We start from the raw sequence: 16,625 nt of genomic DNA, 5'->3' as shown, positions 1-16,625 counted from the left end.
ATGGCTCGCCAGGTGCGCATCGGCAAGCAAACGCTGCTCTACGACCGCTTCAGCCAGCCGGTCCAGTGGGCTTTTGCCGCCTATGAAGAGGTTGGCGCCCAGGAGTGGTCGGCGCTTCAGGTGCAAGTGGTTTATGGCTCCTTTTTCCGGGAGTTGCCGGTAGATTCAAATGCCCTCGAGAAACCCTTGTTCTCGCTGATGGACCTCGCGATGGACTTTGACCCGGCCCTGCTGTCTGAGCTGCCGCGCCTGCGCTGCGTGCATGGAACCGTGCCGCTGTATGACCTGGGCTTTGAGCGCGCGCTCACGGATCTGCACGCGCGTGCCGCCCGAGAGCCGGTGGCCAAGCGGCACCTGGCGGCCTGTGCCCAGTTTCTGTTGCACAAAGAGCAAGTGCAGCGCGCTCACAAGCGGCGTTGTCAACACGCGTGGAACGCCATGCGGGAGGCCGAACTTATCGCCAACGAGATGTTGCTGGCGCACCTGAACCGCTGCGAGATCGTGCTGTCCAGGCAACAGACGCGCTACCTTGCGCCGCGTTATGACGGTGCATCGTTTGCTCCGCTGGTGGATGGCAAGGACTTTCGGGCCCTGGTCGCCGCCGTGCATCAGGCGCACGCCGCCTACGACCGCCACGAGCTTTCGCAGCTCAAGGTTGAAAAGTTGGTCGTGACCGCAGCGGCGCTCGGTTTGGCGGGCAGGGCAATTGTCGATGCCGCCGACCGAGGGGTGATTTATCCCGACCGCGAGGAATCGCGCCAACTCGCGGCGGCTTTGGGCCTGGCCACCCAGGCGCAGGCCCACCTGATGGAAGCGACCCAGAAGTACTTCACCCTACTGTGCGCCCTGGCTCGCGAGCACCCCTTGGTGCTGCAGCTCGCCCCCAAGGGCGTCTCATCCGATGGGGGCGTGATGCGTTTCGCGCTCGATATTGCGCAGACCATTGCCGACAGCCACGAAGCCATTGCTACCTTGCGAACCGACGCTGTTCGTCAGCGCGTGATCCCGGCGCAGCATGCCGATCCCCATGCGTATTTCCCCGCGGGCATCGCTGCGTTGATCGTGGCGGCGGACAAATTCAGCGTCTGGAAGATGCCATTTTTCATCGAGCGGGCCTGCGGACACCTGCCGCCGCGTGATGCCCTGGATGTAGATGCCATCCTCACATTGGCCACGCAGACAGAGTCCGACCAGGCCATACGACGCAGCTTCCTGGTCGCTGGCATTGAGTTTGCGCTGATGAAGGCTCCCGCGGCCGGCCCCATCGGCGTGGGCGTTGCGCTCGTCTGGGGCGTTATAGCGCTAGCTCAGGAGATCCACGACTATCAGCAGATGCAGACTCTGTTCAGGGCCACCATCGATCCGAAAATGCTGCTCCTGGGGCTGGAGCACGAGCCGGCGAGCAAGCTGTCAGTGCTGTTCGCTTTTTTGGGCGCGTTGCCTGCTGTGGGCAAGTGAGACCATGGGCATTCCCGATCCCAATCTCGCCACCCGGGCGGCTCGCGTACTTCACCGCATGGCCGAGGTGGCTGACCAAACGCCATCGGCCGCGCTGGGGCGCGATGCCCGTATAGCCGCGGGCCTGACGCCCGAGACACTCCTTGACCGCAGCAGGCGGCTGCTGCGTATGCAGCGCAGGCAGGCCGAACTGGACGCCAATGCTTACCGCGACGTGGATGCCACCTTGCGGCTGGCGCTCCGCTCTAACCACACGTCGGAGTGGCTCTTCAGCGTCGCCAACGCGAGCGAGATGCTGCGCAAAGCATCGTTTACGCGCTCGCTTTCGCTGGAGGATCGCATGGCGATGATCGCGGACCTGGCTGAGAAGCTGAGGCCGCTGTCCTTGAGGGCGCATCTGGAGCCTGGCGAGTTGCTGACAAGACTGACGCAAGGCGGCTACGTCAACGGCTTGGCAGGATCAATGAGGGAGCTGTATGGGCGCAACCTGCCGCGGATACGACGGGCAACGCTGGACAGCCTGATGCATGTCGATGATGCCCGTCGCCTGCGCCCGGAGCTGGAGCTGGTTGACTCCAGAATCCTGGGCTCGGTGGAACTGCCGACACGCTTGCGCAAGGGCGAACGAGGTGTTGCGTTAGGGTCCGACCGCATCGTTGCTCGCGGCCTGCGCAAGCCGGAGGTCGTCCAGGATGTAGACGACGCCGGCGGCAGGTTCGAGATAGTGGTTACCGGCGTGCTGGAGCAACTGGACGTAGTGGCTGAAGTGAAAGGGCGGACGACGGCTCCGGGCGCGCTAGACCAGTTCGTCAAGCTCAACCAGCGCGGGTCGGGCGGGTACGTGGTGATCGGCGACAGCCTGTGGCTCATGCCGCGCTTTGACCCGCGCGAGGTCAAGTTCTTTGCCGTGGCGCCAGAGGGGCAGTTTCTGCTGGACGCCGAGCGTCAAGCCAAGGCATTGCGCGGCCTCGGGTACTCGATCGAGGTCCTCCCCATCGAGGCTGCCGTCGACCAGGAAATTTATGAGGTAGCCCGCGAACTCATGGCTGGCTACGTGGAACTTGCGAAATCCCTGACCCCCTGAGTCCACGCACAAAAAGTAAAAGAGCCAAGTCCAAATCAGGGCAATGTTGTCATGGTGCGCTCTTCGTTTTGCTGTTTAGTTGCGTGCTGCCGCTTACTCCTTAATTTCCGCCTCCACCAGCTGCCCCAGCAGCACCAGCGACTGCTGCCAGCCCACGTAACACTGGTCCACGGGAATCACGGCGGGAATGCCTTCCTGCACGGCCTGCAATTCCACCCCGGCGGACACGGCTTTCAGCGTGATGGTGGTTGTCATTTCGCCCGGCAGGTTCTTGTCGTCGAAGGCGCTGGTGTAGCTGATGCGTTCGTTGGGTAGCAGCTCGAGGTATTTGCCGCCGAACGAGATCTCGCTCCCTGTGGTGAAGTTGAAGAAGGACATGCGCCAGCCGCCACCCACCTTCGCGTCCATCTGGTGGACCTTGCCGGTGAAGCCGTTCGGCGGCAGCCATTTGGCCATGGCATTGGCGTCGAGAAAGGCGCGGTAAACCCGTTCAGGGGTGGCGCGCAGAACGCGGTGAAGTTTGACTGTGTTGGTGGACATGATGGATTCCCTTTAGGAAAGGCAGAGGAAACGCCCTCTGGCAATACGACGATTCGGGTTGCCCCGAATCGACACCCAACGGCAGAAAAAAATAATTGAAACGGCAAAAAAAGCCGCCCAGCCAAGCGTCACCTGGCGCCAGTTGCTATTGAATATATAGCTGCTGGCACCCGTGGATAAAGGGCTGCATGCCAATTTGACGCATCAACTAGTCTTTCGACCAGACCGCCAGTTCATACCCGTCCACATCCTTGAAGTGAAAGCGCCGCCCGCCCGGAAACGGGAAAATCTCGCGGCTGATGGTGCCGCCGGCGGCAACGACGCTGCCCCGCGCGGCTTCGAGTTGCTTGGCGTACAGGACGACCAGCGGGCCGCCGGCGGGTGAGGGCGGCGCCATCGTGGTGAAGCCGCCTCTCATCGCGCCGTCTGAAAACTCGGCGTATTCCGGGCCGTAGTCGGTGAAGGTCCAACCAAACGCCTGGCCGTAGAAGGCCTTGGCCTGGTCGATGTTGCGGACGTTCAGCTCGATGTAGTTGATGCGGCAGTTTTCAGGTGGTGTTGTCATGGCAAATCCTGAGTGTTGGTTCCAGCCGCACGTTGCTCACAAGTCCCCGGCTGGCCAGTCGCTGAAGGGGAAGGGCAGGGTCTCGGTGGCGAAGGCGACGAAGCCCGCAATCTGCGCCAGGTAGCGGCCCATGCTGCGGCCAAACGCCTGCAGGCGAGGGTTGGGCTGGTCGGTGAAGACGGTAAAGCCCAGCTGCAGCAGGGCGACGGCCACCAGCACCCAGGCGGCCAGCTGGAAGGCCATCCCCATCAGCAGCATCAGCAGGGCGCGCACCCAGAGTTTGCGTTGGGGAACGGTGGCGAGGACGTTGTCGGTCATGGTGATTCCTTCGCAGTGGGGTGAGGCACTGTGGGCATGATGGCGCGAAACAGGGGCGGCGGTTTGACCTGCATCAAGCCGCTTTCGCGCCCGCACGCGCAGGGCCTGGCGCCGGGCGGGTGAAGACGCTCAGGCCCCATTTTGCGAAAAAATCCCGGCACAAGGCCGGGACGTTAACGGGGCGGGGGCGGGGCGCGATGCCCCCCGGGAATCAGTTGGCTGCGAAGCAATACAACTTGCCGGAGCCGCCTGTGCGCACCAGCGCCTCAGGGCTGCAGCCTGCGGACTGGTGCGAGAAGTTCCAGGAGGTGGCCCAGTTGTCGGTGTTGGGCCCGACGCGGTCATGGTGGCCGACGATGGCCGAGCCGTCGGTGGAACTGGTCCAGGCTTTGCAGGTGGTGTCGGTCTGCGGCGCAAAAGCGGTGCCGTCGGCACGGGTGCCGGTCAGGATGTCGTGCTCATTGGGGTTGTCGCTCCGGCCCCTGATGGCGTTGCCGCGCTCATCCAGCGCGGTTTCCTTGGAGATTTTGTTGCCGTTGTGCAGCTGGGCCAGGTCGCGGGCAATCAACTTGCCCTTGGCGTTGTACCAGGGGCCGTTGCCGATGCGGTCGCGCGCATGGGTGGCGGCGCCGGCGGGGGTGGTGGCTGTGGCAAAGGTGGGCGGCGTGCTGAGGTAGGCGCGCCAGGTCTTGTTGCCGGCGCCCGCAGCGGTGGCCAGCTTCTGGCAATGGGCGTCGGCACCGGCCAGGCCGCCCAGGTCGCCGCCCTTGCCGCTGCCCACGCTGGTGACAAAAAAGCTCATCGGGCCCGTGCCCTCCATGCTGGCACAGGCGGTGAGCAACGCCAGCGCCGCGGTGGCGACGGCAATGTACTTGAATCTACGCATGACACGTTTCCTTTGATGGTGATGGGTGGTTGTTGACGGAATCAGCGCCATATGACCTCAACCCGGTGGCTGCGCAAAATGGCGCTCCCTGCATGAACGAGGGGGGTTGACGCCGCCCTGGTCGCGGGCGGTTTGTGGTCCTTGGCGAATCTATTGAACCTCAAGCCCGGGCCCGCTGCATTCGGGATGTCCCCAATCCAGCCTGTTTCGCTCGGCCATCCGGCACCGCACTGTCGCTGGGCCAAGCGCCGCCGGGCAGCGGGTGAGCGTGGTTCCAGGCCAGGCCAGGCCTTGCTGCCCCGTGGGGCGCGCGGCACTCACAACACCTCGTTGAACAGGTAATACATGTTGTCTTTGGCCTTGTGCCACCAGCCGCGTTGCTGCCAGGCCTTCAGGTCAATCTCCTGGCAACGCGCCGCGTATTTTTCAAACACGGCATCGAGCTGCGCTGCCAGGGCGGCATCGTGAATGCCCAGCGTGATTTCGTCGTTGGTGTCAAACGACCGGTCGTCAAAGTTGCTGGAGCCAATCGCGCTCCACACACCGTCCACCGTCATCACTTTCTGGTGCAGCAGCGTGTGTGGGTATTCAAACAGGCGCACGCCGCACTTGAGCAGTTTTTCAAAGTTGCGGTGGCCGGCGTGCTGCACCATGGGGTTGTCCGAGCCGCTGGTCGAGGGCATCATCACCCGCACATCGACGCCGCGCCTGACGGCGGCGCCGAAAGCGTCAATCGCCTCGGGCTCGGGGATGAAGTAGGGGTTCTGGATCCAGATGCGTTTTTGCGCCAGGCAGATCACGGTGTGGTGAAGAATCTTGACCGCCGGGGCCGAGCCTTCTGGCTTGGCATAGGCGGCGTGAATCGTCACCTTGCCGGCGGGAGCCAGCGCAGGGAACACGTCCTTGCCCACAAAGAGGTCGCCGGTTTGCCCACCCCAGTTTTCGCTGAAGGCGGCCTGCACGCTGTGCACGATGGGGCCGTGCAGGCGCACGCTGAGGTCGGCGTAGTGTTGGCCGTCTTCGGCATTGCCCAGCCACGCGTCCACCACGCAGTGACCACCCACAAAGGCTTCGCGTCCGTCAATCACCACCAGCTTGCGGTGGTCGCGCTCGTTCATCACGCCGATGTTGTGAATCGCCCTTTCATGGAAGAACACCAGCTTGCAGCCGGCGTCTTTCATTTGCCGGCGCGTCGCCTTGCCGACGCCTTTGGAACCGGTGGCGTCCAGCAGCACGCGCACTTTCACGCCGGCCCTGGCCCGCTCGGACAGGGCGTTGGCCAGGCGCTGGCCCAGCACGCCGTCTTTCCAGAGAAAGGTTTCAAAGTGCACGTTGTGCCGCGCGGCGCTGATGCGCCCAATCAGCACGTCGAAGAAGGCGCCGTTTTCCAGCAGCTCCACCGAGTTGCCGGCCACGGCTGTACTCAGGGTCAGGCCGGCCAGGGAGGGAATCAGTTCGTCAATGGACTCGTCGCATTCAATTTTCAGCTTGGGGCTGTTGTGCCGCTTGATCGACCAGATGACCAGGCCCATCAAGGCTGCCAGGCCCAGAAAAAGCGCCGCCGCCCCGTGCAGCGCACTGCCAAGAAAAGATTCCATCATGTCAGCCGGGTGTTGGCACCAAGAGTGGGCCGGGGTGGGGCCGGGCGGTCAGGCGTCACGGCGATCCCGCATGCGGTGGTTGTTGGGCTGGGTCATGGCTGTTCGCTCCTCGGATTTGTGCGTTCAGCGTAGTGTCGGCAGGCCGCCGGGGGTGTAGGCCGGAGTCGCGGCCGCCTGACCGTGGCGGGCCTTTGTGCGTGACCGGGCAAGGGGTAACGTGGACGATTTACGCTATAAAAAAAGTAGCTACTTCCGACCGTAGGATAAGGGCCGGTGGCTGATTTGATGCATGAAAACGGCGAATGTCACGGTCAGCGCAGCGCCCGACCCGTCTTGCTGGGAAAATAGCGGTTTACCTGTTCTGCCCTGGAAGTACTGAAGCCCATGCCACTGCCCGCACCGCAAGCCCGAAAACACCTGCACACCCGCGCCGTGGTCTACCGCGGCTACCAGCGCGAGGACGGCCTGTGGGACATCGAGGCTGAAATGACCGACGTGCGTACCTATGCCCATGCCCGCTCGGAGCGCGACGTACCGCCGGGCACACCGATCCACGGCATGGCCATACGCGCCACGGTGGACGACGGCCTGGTGATTCGGGAAATTGCCAGCGTCAGTGACCACGCGCCGTTTGACGAATGCCAGCAGGGCATTGACCCGATGCAGCGGATGGTGGGCGCCACCATGGGGCCGGGCTGGCGCCAGGCCATCGAAAAGGCGCTGGGCGGCATCCGCGGCTGCACCCACCTGCGGGAGATGCTGTTCAACATGGCCACGGCCGCCTACCAGACGGTGCCGGTGTACCGCGGCCATCTGCGCGCACAGGCCGGCCTCGCGGAGTCCGGCAGCGCCGAGCCGCCTTACCACCTGGGCAAGTGCATCGCCTGGGATTTCGATGGCGCCGTGGTGGCGCGCCATTACCCGAAGTTTGCGGGCTGGCAGCCTTTGAAGCGGAAAGCCTGAATGGCGATTGAACCGCGCGATGGCCGTGCTGGTAACGGCTGGTAATGCCCGGTAACGGCCAGTCATGACTGGCAGGCACTATAAAAACAATAGCTATCTGCGCGTGTCCCGCCTGGGCTGAAGCCATTTTTTACTCCCAAAGTTCGGGAAAATCGCCGTCAGCGGCCAGCCAGTCCCGGCGTCCGCCCGTCGCCTTCCGCCGGCGTCCTACAGTCCCTTACAAAGGCAACCCCTACACTGGCACCCGATGAAAAAAATGTTCGCCCGTCTCCAGCCCCTTGCCGCCGCCTTTGCCGCTGAAACCCTGCGCCGCCTGCGCAACCCCACCCGGCGCGGCGTCGCCCTTTCCGTGGCCGCCATTCCCGGGCTGTTGTTGCTGTATGCGCTGCTGCTGGTGCCCTTCACGCCCAGCATCAGCGACCTGCGCAAGGCCAAGGAAGAAAAGCCCGCCAGTGTGCTGTCGATCGACGGCAAGGAGCTGGCCGTGTTCAAGCGCGCCAACCGCGACTGGGTCAAGCTGGCCAACATGTCGCCCAATGTGATCACCGCGTTGATTGCCACCGAAGACCACCGCTTTTACGAGCACCACGGCATCGACCTCAAGCGCACGGCCTCGGCCGTATTCAAGACCTTCACCGGCGACCTGCAGGGCGGCTCCACCCTCACGCAGCAGCTGGCCCGCAACATGTACCCCAAGGAGATCGGGCGCTCGGCCACGGTGACGCGCAAGATCAAGGAGGCCATCACCGCGCTGAAGATCGAGGCGGTTTACACCAAGGACGAGATCCTCGAGACCTACCTCAACACCGTGCCTTTCCTGTACAACGCCTACGGCATTCAAATGGCGGCGCGCACCTATTTCGACAAGTCGGCCGACAAGCTCGACGTGCTGGAAAGCGCCACGCTGGTCGGCATGCTCAAGGGCACCAGTTATTACAACCCGGTGCTCAACCCCGAGCGCGCCACGCAGCGCCGCAACATCGTGCTGGCGCAAATGGTCAAGCACGGCAAGCTGCCGGAGGCGAAGTTCCAGGCCCTGAAGAAACGGCCGCTCAAGATCGACTTCGAGCGGCAGACCGAGCCGCTGGGTCCCGCGCCGCACTTTGCCCAGTTTGTGCGCCGCTGGCTGATCGAGTGGGCCGACCGCAACGACTACAACATCTACGCCGACGGGCTGGTGGTGCGCACCACCATCGACTCGCGGCTGCAGGCCCAGGCCAACCAGGCGCTGATCCGCCAGGCCGACAAGCTGCAGGGCGTGGCCAACGGCGAATGGGGGCCGCGCACCTGGGCCGCCAAAAAAGACATCGTCAAAGCCTTTGTGCGCGAAAGCGCCGAGTACAAGGCGGCCCGCGAGTCCGGCCAGACCGACGAGGAGGCCCTCAAGCGGCTGCAGGCCGACAAGGACTTCATGCTGGCGCTGCGGCAGGACAAGACGCGGCTGCAGGCCGGTTTTGTGGCGATGGACCCGCGCAACGGCCATGTGCGGGCGTGGGTGGGCAGCCGCAACTTTGCGCAGGACCCGTTTGACCACGTGCAGCAGGCGCGCCGCCAGCCGGGCTCGACCTTCAAGCCCTTTGTGTACGGCGCCGCGTTTGAAAACGGTGCCCGGCCGACCGACAGCTTCATGGACGGCGACGTGGAGATCCCGCTGGGCAACGGCGCCGTCTGGCGGCCGCGCGACGGAACGCCGGCCAGCTACGCACCCATGAGCCTGCGCGACGGCCTGGTGTATTCCAAGAACACCATCACCGCCCAGGTCATGCAGAGCGTCGGCCCGGCCAAGGTGGCCAGCCTGGCGCAGGCCATGGGCGTGCGGCAAAGCAAGCTTGACGTGGTGCCCTCGCTGGCGCTGGGCACCAGCCCGGTGACCCTGAAGGAAATGGTGTCAGCCTACAGCACCATCGCCAACAGCGGCAGCTACATCGAGCCGCTCCTGATCACCAGCGTGGAAGACCGCAACGGCAAGGTGCTGGAAACCTTCCAGGCCGCGGTGCCCGAGCAGGCCCTGTCCATTCCTTCGGCGCAGGTGCTGCTGGACGTGATGCGCGGCGTGATCGACAGCGGCACCGGTGCCGGTATCCGCTCGCGTTACGGCATCCAGGCCGACGTGGCCGGCAAAACCGGCACCACGCAGGACAACACCGACGGCTGGTTTGTGATGATGCATTCGCAGCTGGTGGCGGGCGCCTGGGTCGGCTTCAACGACAACCGCGTGACGCTCAGCGACTACTGGGGCCAGGGTGCCCACAGCGCGTTGCCCATCGTGGGTGATTTTTTCCAGCAGGCGCTGCGCACCCGGGTGGTGGACACGAATGCGCGTTTCGACGCGCCGCGCGGCAGCGGCCGGACGGGTCCGTCGCTCGAGCCGGTGATCGACCAGGTCAACGACTGGCTGCGCGGGCTGTTCCCGTCCCCGTCGCAGCCGGTCACGCCGCGGCAGCCGCCGGCCGAGGAACAGGCCATGCCGGCCTACACACCGCCACCGGTCAACGCGCCACAGCCGTCCTACAACCCGCCCGTGTACAGCCCGCCACCGGTGAACGCATCACCCCCGCCCGGCGGCGACCCGCGCTGGGAGTCGGTTCCCGGCGCCCGGCCCATGTCGGGCGGCGGCAGCGGTGGTGGCGGTGGTATGGCGCAGCCCGGCGTGGTGATTGGCCTGCCGCAGGGCGAACGCGCGCCGCAGTACGCGCCCCTGCCGAACGGTCCGGTGCGCTGAGGCGGAGCGCGCCCGCAGCGCACCGGCCGTGCCTGCGCGGCAAGCGCGTCTGCCGGCTCCTGCCTACAATGGGCCGGCGCCTGGTTCCATGACCGCTTTGAGCGCGTCAACGAACCCCTTCTTTCCGTGACCACCCACCCCGCTTCTGCCCCCTTGTCCGCGGCCACGCGCCGCTCCATCGTGCTGCTCTCGCTGGCGACCTTTGCCAGCATGGCCGCGCAGCGCATTTGCGACGCCATGCTGCCCGAACTGGCGCGCGTGTTTGCCGTCAGCCTGGGGCAGGCGGCGCTGGTGGTGTCGGTGTTTGCCGTGACCTACGGCGTGGCGCAGCTGTTCTACGGCCCGCTGGGCGACCGCTTCGGCAAGTTCCGTATCGTCACCTTTGCCACGCTGGGCTGCTGCGTGGGCAGCGTCGCGGCCACGCTGGCCACCAGCCTGGACATGCTGGTGTGGGCGCGCCTGCTGATGGCGCTGGGCGCGGCCGCGCTGATTCCGCTCACCATGGCCTGGGTCGGCGACACCGTGCCGTCCGACCAGCTGCAGGAAATGCTCACGCGCACCGGCCTGGGCAGCACCCTGGGCATTGTGGGCGGCCAGCTTGCCGGCGGCCTGCTGACCGACGCGCTCGGCTGGCGCTGGGCCTTTGCCTTTCTGACACTGCTGTTCGGCGTGGTGGGCTTGCTGCTGTGGGGCGACTGGCGCCGCCAGCAGGCGGCCCCGGCTGAACCGGCTGAACCGGCGCTGGCGGCCGCGCCGCCGCAGGGTGCGCGGCCCGGCTTTGTGAAGCAGGCGCTGCTCATCATCACCGGCCCGTGGTCGCGCGTGGTGCTGCTGATGGCGCTGGTCGAAGGGGCGGCGGGTTTTGGCGTGCTGGCCATCTGGGCCTCGCACCTGCACCGCTCGCTGGGCCTGTCGCTGTCGCTGGCGGGCACCATCGTGGCGCTGTTCGGCCTGGGCGGCGTGATGTACATGGCGGTGGGGCGCCACATGATTCACCGCTTTGGCCAGCAGAAACTGGTGCTGCTGGGCGGCCTGCTGGTGGGGCTGTGCGCGCTGGTGCTGGCCTTCACGCCGCACTGGCTGCCCGCCGTGCCCGCCAGCTTGCTGGCCGGCTTTGGTTTTTTCATGTTCCACAACACCATGCAGGCCAATGCCACGCAGATGGCGCCCAGTGCGCGCGGCACGGCGGTCTCGCTGTTCGCCTCGTCGCTGTTCCTGGGGCAGTCGGTCGGTGTGGTGGTGGCCGCCAGCCTGATCGCGCAAATCGGCACCGGGGCGGTGGTGGCGCTGGGCGGCGCCGTCATGGCGGTAGAAGGCGTGTTCTTCGCCTGGGCACTGCGCCGGCGCGACGCACGGCGGGCCGGCTGAGCGGACGACGCGCGGGCTTCAGTGGCCCGACCGGCGCGGATGCGCCATGAAAAACCGCAGCATCTCGGCGCTGGCATCGGGTCCGCGCGCGTCGGTGTAGCTGCCCCGGCCGCTGCCGCCCGACCAGGCGTGCGCCGTGCCGTGCACCAGCCAGTGTTCGGCCAGCACCGTGCCATCGGGCGCGCGGTGCACGCTGCGCGTGGCTGCGCGCCCACCCGGTGTGCTGAGCTGTTCGACCTCCACGCTGCCTGCCGTGCCGGCGCTGGCCATCACCACATGCTGCCCGTTGGCCGGGTGCACCGTGGTGTCGGCGTCGCCATGAAAGACGATGGTGGGCACGCCGCTGGCGCCGTTGGCGGCGGGTTTGCCGCCGCCTTGCATGGCGCCCAAGGCCGAAGGCAGGTCGGTGGCGATGCCGGTGGCCAGCCCCGAGTGCACGCCCACCGCCGCATACAGGTCGGGGTAGGCGTCGCCCAGAATGGCGGCCATGGCGCCGCCGGCCGACAGGCCGGCGACATACACGCGCTCCGCATCCACCGCGTGGTCCGCCATCACCTCGCGCGTCATGCCGGCCAGCAGCGCCGGCTCGCCGCGCCCGCGCGCCTGGTGGTTGTGCTTGAACCAGCTCCAGCAGCGCTGCGGATTGGCCTGCTGCGACTGCGCCGGATACAGCACATAAAAGCCCTGCGCATCGGCCAGCTCGTTCATGGCGGTACCGGCGGCAAAGTCGTCCGGGTTCTGGGTGCAGCCATGCAGCATCACCACCAGCGGCAGCGCGCGCCCACCCGCACCCGGAGGAATATAGAGCTTGAAGTCGCGGCGGCCGGCGGCGTTGCTGTGGCTGCCGGCAACAAAGCGCCCGGGGCCAGGCGCGTCATCGCCGGCGGGGCCGGGCGGTGCAGGGGTGTCGATGTCGGTGTCGGTCAGCTCGCGCGCAGCCACGTCGATCACGTCTGCCATGTCGCGCATCGCGCGAGGGGCAGGCGGGGCCGGGGTCGTGCCGGCCAGCGCGGCCTGGATGGCGGCGGTGGCGGCGTGCAGGTCGCCGCTGCGGGTCAGGCGGGCGGCGTTGCGCATCAGTTGCTGGAAGTCAGGGGTCATCAGGTTCTTTCGATTCTGTTCAGGGGGTCAGGCGATGCGCTGCACCAGCGCGGCCTTGACGGCGGGGCTGGCGTGCAGGGCGCCAAGCACGGTGATGGATTCAATGGTGGCCAGCGCCAGTTCGGGTGTGACCTCGGGCGCAATCGAGGCCAGCCCCAGCACGCGGATCTGCAGCTTCTCGCCGGCCGCCTGCACGGCCAGCAGGTCGGCCTGGCTGTAATGCTGGATGCCCAGCACCAGCGTCTTGCGCGAAACCACTTGGCGCACCACCTCGCCGTGGGTGGTGAGCTGGTTGCGGATGGCGGTGCGTATCAGGTCGGTGCGGTTGGCGTAAAACCCTTCCTGCACCAGCAGGTCGATCTGGCCCAGGTCCACACAGCCCAGGTTGATGGTGATTTTTTCGTCCACCGGCCGGGGCGGGGAGGTCTGCGAGGTTTTGCTGGGTTTAGGCATGAAACCATCTTATCACCATCTGTGTGGATGGTTAATGGATGTTTTGGGGATGGTTTCAGGATGGTGGAGCCAGGCGCCGCTGGCTTCCGGCCGACGAGGGCGGCCGTCATGGGTGAAATCGGCCTTCAGCCCTTGCCGGACGGGCGCCAGCAGCTATGTATTTGGTAGCAAATCGGGCTCCCCCGGCTGCGTGACGCATACTCCACTCCACCATGGCTACCGCGCCCCGCAAGACCCCCAGAAAGAAAAGCCCGCCGGCCGCAACAGCCGACGCCGCCCCAGCCAAGCCGCGCGCGAAAAAACCGCCACGCATACCGCGCAGCCACCACTACCACGTGTACGTGATCGAGCTGTCCGACGAGGTCTGGAACGTGGGGCGCTTCCGCAAGGCCAACCCCGACTACCAGCTCGGCAAACTGTTTGTGTACGTCGGCATGACGGGGCTGGACCCCGATGTGCGTTTTGACAAACACAAGGCCGGCATCCAGGCCAACGTGTACGTGCAGAAGTGGGGCATCCGCCTGCTGCCCGGCCTGTACGCCATGTACAACCCGATGCCGTACGAGGGCGCTCGTGACATGGAAGTGGAGTTGGGGATTGCGTTGCGGGAGCTGGGGTATGGGGTTTGGCAGGCTTAGTTTTTTGCTGCTTATACTGACTTTGAGGTGACTCCTCCTCTATTTGTGCGTTGTTAACCTTCGATGCTCAACGTAAGCTCAACCCTTTTGCGCAAGTAGTGCCGCTAGCAATCGACGGTCATGAAGTTGCGTGCGTTTTATTGATCAAAAAGGATGCCCAAAAGTATGAGCTACAAGTCTGAAACGATTGCGGTTGCAATTGAGAGAATGAACCGGCAGTATTTTTTGCCGGCAATTCAGCGCGAATTTGTTTGGAAACCGGAGCAAATCGTTGAGCTGTTCGATTCCATAATGCGCGGCTACCCGATCAGCTCGTTTCTTTTTTGGGATTTGAAGCCTCAAAACCGAGACAAGTGGCAGGTTTACAAGTTTTTGGAGAGGGCGGTGCACGGCGGTACACATAACGAACTGGCGAATACCGATGGGGCCAACAATGTCTGCTTGGTCCTAGACGGCCAACAGCGTCTTACTTCTCTCATGATTGGCCTTCGCGGCACCTATGTCATGAAAAAGAAATACAAGCGAAGGGATAACCCGGAGGCATGGAGTCCGCAGCGATTGCACATTGACCTATTTTCCGACCCCAACGCAAGCGTCGATTCCGGGGATGTTGGTGTCTATTTCAAATTCGAGTTCATGGAGCAGACTCCCAAGCCTGATGAAAAAAATCACTGGTTTCGAGTTGGGAAAATTTTGGACTTTGATGAGGCGGCGAAGTTCGATAGTTATCTTGAAGCAGCTGAAGAGGCGCTACCTGACGCAGTTTCGAAGGGTCAAGCCAGAATATTCAGGCGGAATCTCGAACGACTCTATAAGGCAATACATGACGATGAGGTAATTGCCTATTACACGGAAATAGACCAAGACTATGACCGTGTTTTGGATATTTTCGTGAGGGCTAATGAAGGAGGGACCAAACTAAGCAAGTCTGACCTCCTGTTATCAATGGTGACCTCAAGTTGGGACGGTGTAAATGCTAGGGAGGAGATTTTTAGTTTTGTAGATCGAGTGAACAGTCAACTTACCAAGAGGAATGAGTTCGACAAAGATTTCATCATGAAGTCTTGCCTCGTGGTTAGCGATCTCCCCGTGGTCTACAAGGTTGAGCACTTCAACGAGAGGAATCTCACACTGATTAAGGATAACTGGCCCCTTATCAAGAGGTCTGTTGAGAGGGGTGTTGATTTAACCAACTCGTTTGGTATTGATCGCGATAACTTGACCAGCGTGAACGCGCTCATTCCAATCATCTATTACCTTTTCAAAAATCCAAACGTGACGCTGCGTGGCTCAACCGTATTTGAGGCACGGAACGCAGAGACAATCAGGCGTTGGCTCATCATGGCGTTGCTTAAAGGAGCTTTTGGACGCGCCTCGGACGGTTTGCTGAAAGACATTAGGGCGTGCATCAAAGATCAGCAGCACCCTGGAGCCGATTTTCCGGTCGAAGAAATTACTGCTGTTTTCGCGAAGACTGGTCTCTCTACTGTATTTGATGATTTTGCACTTGATGAAATACTGTCCCGGACTTATGGTCAGCAGCAAACGTTTCTCGCTTTATCGCTTCTATATGACGGAGCGGCATGGGGAACAATGCCTTTTCATCAAGATCACATATTCGCTCAAAGTGCCTTCAAGCAGCGGGAATTGCTACAGCAAAACCGATCCGACTGGTATCCCAAAAAAGACAGGCTGGGCAACCTTTGTTTGTTACTTGCTCACGAAAATATTGGCAAGCAGGATATGCCCCTTCCCGATTGGCTAGCTACGCGCGAGCCAGATTTTTTGAAACGTCATCTGATACCAGAGAATCCATCCCTTTGGGAGTTTGATCAATTTCCAGAATTTTTGAATGAACGCGAAAAATTAATTAGGCGGCGTATCAAGACTCTCTTTGGACAGTAGGCACTCAACGGGAGTTGAAATTTCGCAGTGAATGACTCTCGGTGGCAAAAGTTTTTAGGTGTTGTGAATAACGCCAAGGAAAGCCCCACTCATGCGCTTCGAAGGAACCCTCAAAAGCTGGAACGACGACAAGGGCTTTGGCTTCATCAGCCCCAGCCAGGGCGGGCAGGACATTTTTGTCCACATCTCCGAATACCGGCGCGGTGGCCGGCCGGTGCTGAACGAGGCGCTGAGCTTTGAAGTCGCGCTCAATCCCCAGGGCAAAAAGTGCGCGGTGAAGGTGCAGGGAGCTGATACGCAATCTGGTGCGTACCAGCCCGACCGCAGCCATCGCCCCGTGCGCGTTAGCCGGTCGGGCAACGCGCCCGGCAGCGGTCTGAAGTCGGTGGTGGGCCTGCTGCTGGTGGCGGCGCTGGGCTGGCAGGCTTACGCGTATTACCAGAAGGTGGCCCCGACTAATCGCGCGAGTGAAGCGGCGTTCCCTGCAGGCCAGCCCTTGCTGGACATTGCACCTTCTTCGCGTGCCGCCACGGCCTCTTATGTCTGTGACGGCCGGCAGCATTGCTCCCAAATGACCTCCTGCGCCGAAGCCACCTGGTTCCTGAAAAACTGCCCCGGAACCAAGATGGATGGCGACAACGACGGCGTGCCCTGCGAGGACCAGCTGTGCAGATAAGGTAGGCCGCCCGGGATTGGTTTGCTATCAATTAAGTAGCTATTGGCGCCCATATTGATTGGGCCAGAGGCCTATTTGATTCACAGTGAACCATGAAAAATGGCCGCATGCCCTGTTTGTCCAGCCGCTCCAGGATCACAGGCTCCTCCAGCAGTCTGGCCATGGCGCTGTTGAGGTGTGTAGCTTCGGCGAAAGGCGGTAAGCGCGCGGTGATCCCGTCTTGACGACGGCCGACAGGGTCAAGTAGTGGAGAGAGGGGCCTGCCAGCGATGCGGCAGCAGCTCTTGGACGCGACTGGCCGGCTGCGTGGGCAGCCGCTCGAGGATGTCCTTCAGGTATGCGTACGG

The 16,625-nt window shown here is 63.3% G+C and carries 16 protein-coding genes; 8 read left to right on the top strand and 8 right to left on the bottom strand.

Features of this window, described 5'->3' with window-relative positions:
- Complete coding sequence (locus B7G53_RS20545; protein WP_096671200.1) at positions 1-1,458, top strand: hypothetical protein; 1,458 nt, start codon at positions 1-3, stop codon at positions 1,456-1,458.
- 4 nt (positions 1,459-1,462) lie between these two features.
- A complete protein-coding gene (locus B7G53_RS20540) occupies positions 1,463-2,542 on the top strand; it encodes a hypothetical protein (RefSeq protein ID WP_096671198.1) in 1,080 nt (359 codons plus the stop codon).
- Positions 2,543-2,635: 93 nt separating this feature from the next.
- Here B7G53_RS20540 and B7G53_RS20535 read toward each other — a convergent pair whose 3' ends face one another.
- The 5 genes from B7G53_RS20535 to B7G53_RS20515 all read right to left on the bottom strand — a co-directional run bounded on the left by B7G53_RS20535 (position 2,636) and on the right by B7G53_RS20515 (position 6,449).
- Positions 2,636-3,082 (bottom strand): SRPBCC family protein, encoded by a 447-nt coding sequence (locus B7G53_RS20535; protein WP_096671196.1) that lies wholly within the window; start codon positions 3,080-3,082, stop codon positions 2,636-2,638.
- 208 nt (positions 3,083-3,290) lie between these two features.
- Positions 3,291-3,647, bottom strand: coding sequence for a VOC family protein (locus B7G53_RS20530; RefSeq protein ID WP_096671194.1), 357 nt, complete (start codon positions 3,645-3,647; stop codon positions 3,291-3,293).
- 36 nt (positions 3,648-3,683) lie between these two features.
- Positions 3,684-3,965, bottom strand: a complete 282-nt coding sequence (locus tag B7G53_RS20525) for a DUF4389 domain-containing protein (RefSeq protein WP_096671192.1) — start codon at positions 3,963-3,965, stop codon at positions 3,684-3,686.
- Positions 3,966-4,176: 211 nt separating this feature from the next.
- Positions 4,177-4,851, bottom strand: a complete 675-nt coding sequence (locus B7G53_RS20520) for a hypothetical protein (RefSeq protein ID WP_096671190.1) — start codon at positions 4,849-4,851, stop codon at positions 4,177-4,179.
- A 317-nt stretch (positions 4,852-5,168) separates the two neighbouring features.
- Positions 5,169-6,449 carry a phospholipase D-like domain-containing protein gene (locus B7G53_RS20515; protein ID WP_176491432.1) on the bottom strand — a complete coding sequence of 427 codons (1,281 nt, stop codon included), beginning with the start codon at positions 6,447-6,449 and terminating at the stop codon, positions 5,169-5,171.
- Positions 6,450-6,836: 387 nt separating this feature from the next.
- On the opposite strand from B7G53_RS20515, the gene B7G53_RS20510 reads away from it, so the two are divergent.
- The 3 genes from B7G53_RS20510 to B7G53_RS20500 all read left to right on the top strand — a co-directional run bounded on the left by B7G53_RS20510 (position 6,837) and on the right by B7G53_RS20500 (position 11,505).
- Positions 6,837-7,415 (top strand): DUF2889 domain-containing protein, encoded by a 579-nt coding sequence (locus B7G53_RS20510; protein WP_096671186.1) that lies wholly within the window; start codon positions 6,837-6,839, stop codon positions 7,413-7,415.
- A 247-nt stretch (positions 7,416-7,662) separates the two neighbouring features.
- A complete protein-coding gene (locus B7G53_RS20505) occupies positions 7,663-10,137 on the top strand; it encodes a penicillin-binding protein 1A (RefSeq protein ID WP_096671184.1) in 2,475 nt (824 codons plus the stop codon).
- A gap of 126 nt (positions 10,138-10,263) precedes the next feature.
- Positions 10,264-11,505, top strand: coding sequence for an MFS transporter (locus B7G53_RS20500; protein ID WP_096671182.1), 1,242 nt, complete (start codon positions 10,264-10,266; stop codon positions 11,503-11,505).
- 18 nt (positions 11,506-11,523) lie between these two features.
- On the opposite strand, the gene B7G53_RS20495 is transcribed toward B7G53_RS20500, so the two are convergent.
- On the bottom strand, positions 11,524-12,606 hold the full coding sequence (locus B7G53_RS20495) for an extracellular catalytic domain type 1 short-chain-length polyhydroxyalkanoate depolymerase (protein WP_096671180.1): 1,083 nt from the start codon (positions 12,604-12,606) through the stop codon (positions 11,524-11,526).
- Positions 12,607-12,633: 27 nt separating this feature from the next.
- The gene (locus B7G53_RS20490; RefSeq protein ID WP_096671178.1) at positions 12,634-13,059 is read right to left on the bottom strand and encodes a CopG family transcriptional regulator; all 426 of its coding nucleotides are present in this window, start codon (positions 13,057-13,059) and stop codon (positions 12,634-12,636) included.
- A gap of 212 nt (positions 13,060-13,271) precedes the next feature.
- Here B7G53_RS20490 and B7G53_RS20485 point away from each other — a divergent pair, with 212 nt between their 5' ends.
- The 3 genes from B7G53_RS20485 to B7G53_RS20475 all read left to right on the top strand — a co-directional run bounded on the left by B7G53_RS20485 (position 13,272) and on the right by B7G53_RS20475 (position 16,278).
- Complete coding sequence (locus B7G53_RS20485; RefSeq protein ID WP_441339009.1) at positions 13,272-13,697, top strand: hypothetical protein; 426 nt, start codon at positions 13,272-13,274, stop codon at positions 13,695-13,697.
- A 165-nt stretch (positions 13,698-13,862) separates the two neighbouring features.
- Positions 13,863-15,602, top strand: a complete 1,740-nt coding sequence (locus tag B7G53_RS20480) for a DUF262 domain-containing protein (protein ID WP_176491431.1) — start codon at positions 13,863-13,865, stop codon at positions 15,600-15,602.
- 91 nt (positions 15,603-15,693) lie between these two features.
- Complete coding sequence (locus tag B7G53_RS20475; RefSeq protein ID WP_096671174.1) at positions 15,694-16,278, top strand: cold shock domain-containing protein; 585 nt, start codon at positions 15,694-15,696, stop codon at positions 16,276-16,278.
- 239 nt (positions 16,279-16,517) lie between these two features.
- Here B7G53_RS20475 and B7G53_RS20470 read toward each other — a convergent pair.
- Positions 16,518-16,625, bottom strand: a 108-nt coding sequence (locus B7G53_RS20470; RefSeq protein WP_141396417.1) for a transposase domain-containing protein, incomplete at its 5' end; no start/stop codon positions are given.

This window comes from Polaromonas sp. AET17H-212, from assembly GCF_002379085.1.
Lineage (GTDB): Bacteria > Pseudomonadota > Gammaproteobacteria > Burkholderiales > Burkholderiaceae_C > Polaromonas.
The sequence above is the reverse complement of the archived record's forward strand: the minus strand, read 5'-3'. Positions and strand labels throughout refer to the sequence as shown.

Coding starts and splice junctions, on each gene's coding strand:
- B7G53_RS20520 (WP_096671190.1), bottom strand. CDS start 4,851: ATGCGTAGATTCAAGTACATTGCCGTCGCCACCGCGGCGCTGGCGTTG.
- B7G53_RS20535 (WP_096671196.1), bottom strand. CDS start 3,082: ATGTCCACCAACACAGTCAAACTTCACCGCGTTCTGCGCGCCACCCCT.
- B7G53_RS20485 (WP_441339009.1), top strand. CDS start 13,272: ATGGCTACCGCGCCCCGCAAGACCCCCAGAAAGAAAAGCCCGCCGGCC.
- B7G53_RS20525 (WP_096671192.1), bottom strand. CDS start 3,965: ATGACCGACAACGTCCTCGCCACCGTTCCCCAACGCAAACTCTGGGTG.
- B7G53_RS20480 (WP_176491431.1), top strand. CDS start 13,863: ATGAGCTACAAGTCTGAAACGATTGCGGTTGCAATTGAGAGAATGAAC.
- B7G53_RS20515 (WP_176491432.1), bottom strand. CDS start 6,449: ATGGAATCTTTTCTTGGCAGTGCGCTGCACGGGGCGGCGGCGCTTTTT.
- B7G53_RS20475 (WP_096671174.1), top strand. CDS start 15,694: ATGCGCTTCGAAGGAACCCTCAAAAGCTGGAACGACGACAAGGGCTTT.
- B7G53_RS20545 (WP_096671200.1), top strand. CDS start 1: ATGGCTCGCCAGGTGCGCATCGGCAAGCAAACGCTGCTCTACGACCGC.
- B7G53_RS20505 (WP_096671184.1), top strand. CDS start 7,663: ATGAAAAAAATGTTCGCCCGTCTCCAGCCCCTTGCCGCCGCCTTTGCC.
- B7G53_RS20510 (WP_096671186.1), top strand. CDS start 6,837: ATGCCACTGCCCGCACCGCAAGCCCGAAAACACCTGCACACCCGCGCC.
- B7G53_RS20495 (WP_096671180.1), bottom strand. CDS start 12,606: ATGACCCCTGACTTCCAGCAACTGATGCGCAACGCCGCCCGCCTGACC.
- B7G53_RS20540 (WP_096671198.1), top strand. CDS start 1,463: ATGGGCATTCCCGATCCCAATCTCGCCACCCGGGCGGCTCGCGTACTT.
- B7G53_RS20490 (WP_096671178.1), bottom strand. CDS start 13,059: ATGCCTAAACCCAGCAAAACCTCGCAGACCTCCCCGCCCCGGCCGGTG.
- B7G53_RS20530 (WP_096671194.1), bottom strand. CDS start 3,647: ATGACAACACCACCTGAAAACTGCCGCATCAACTACATCGAGCTGAAC.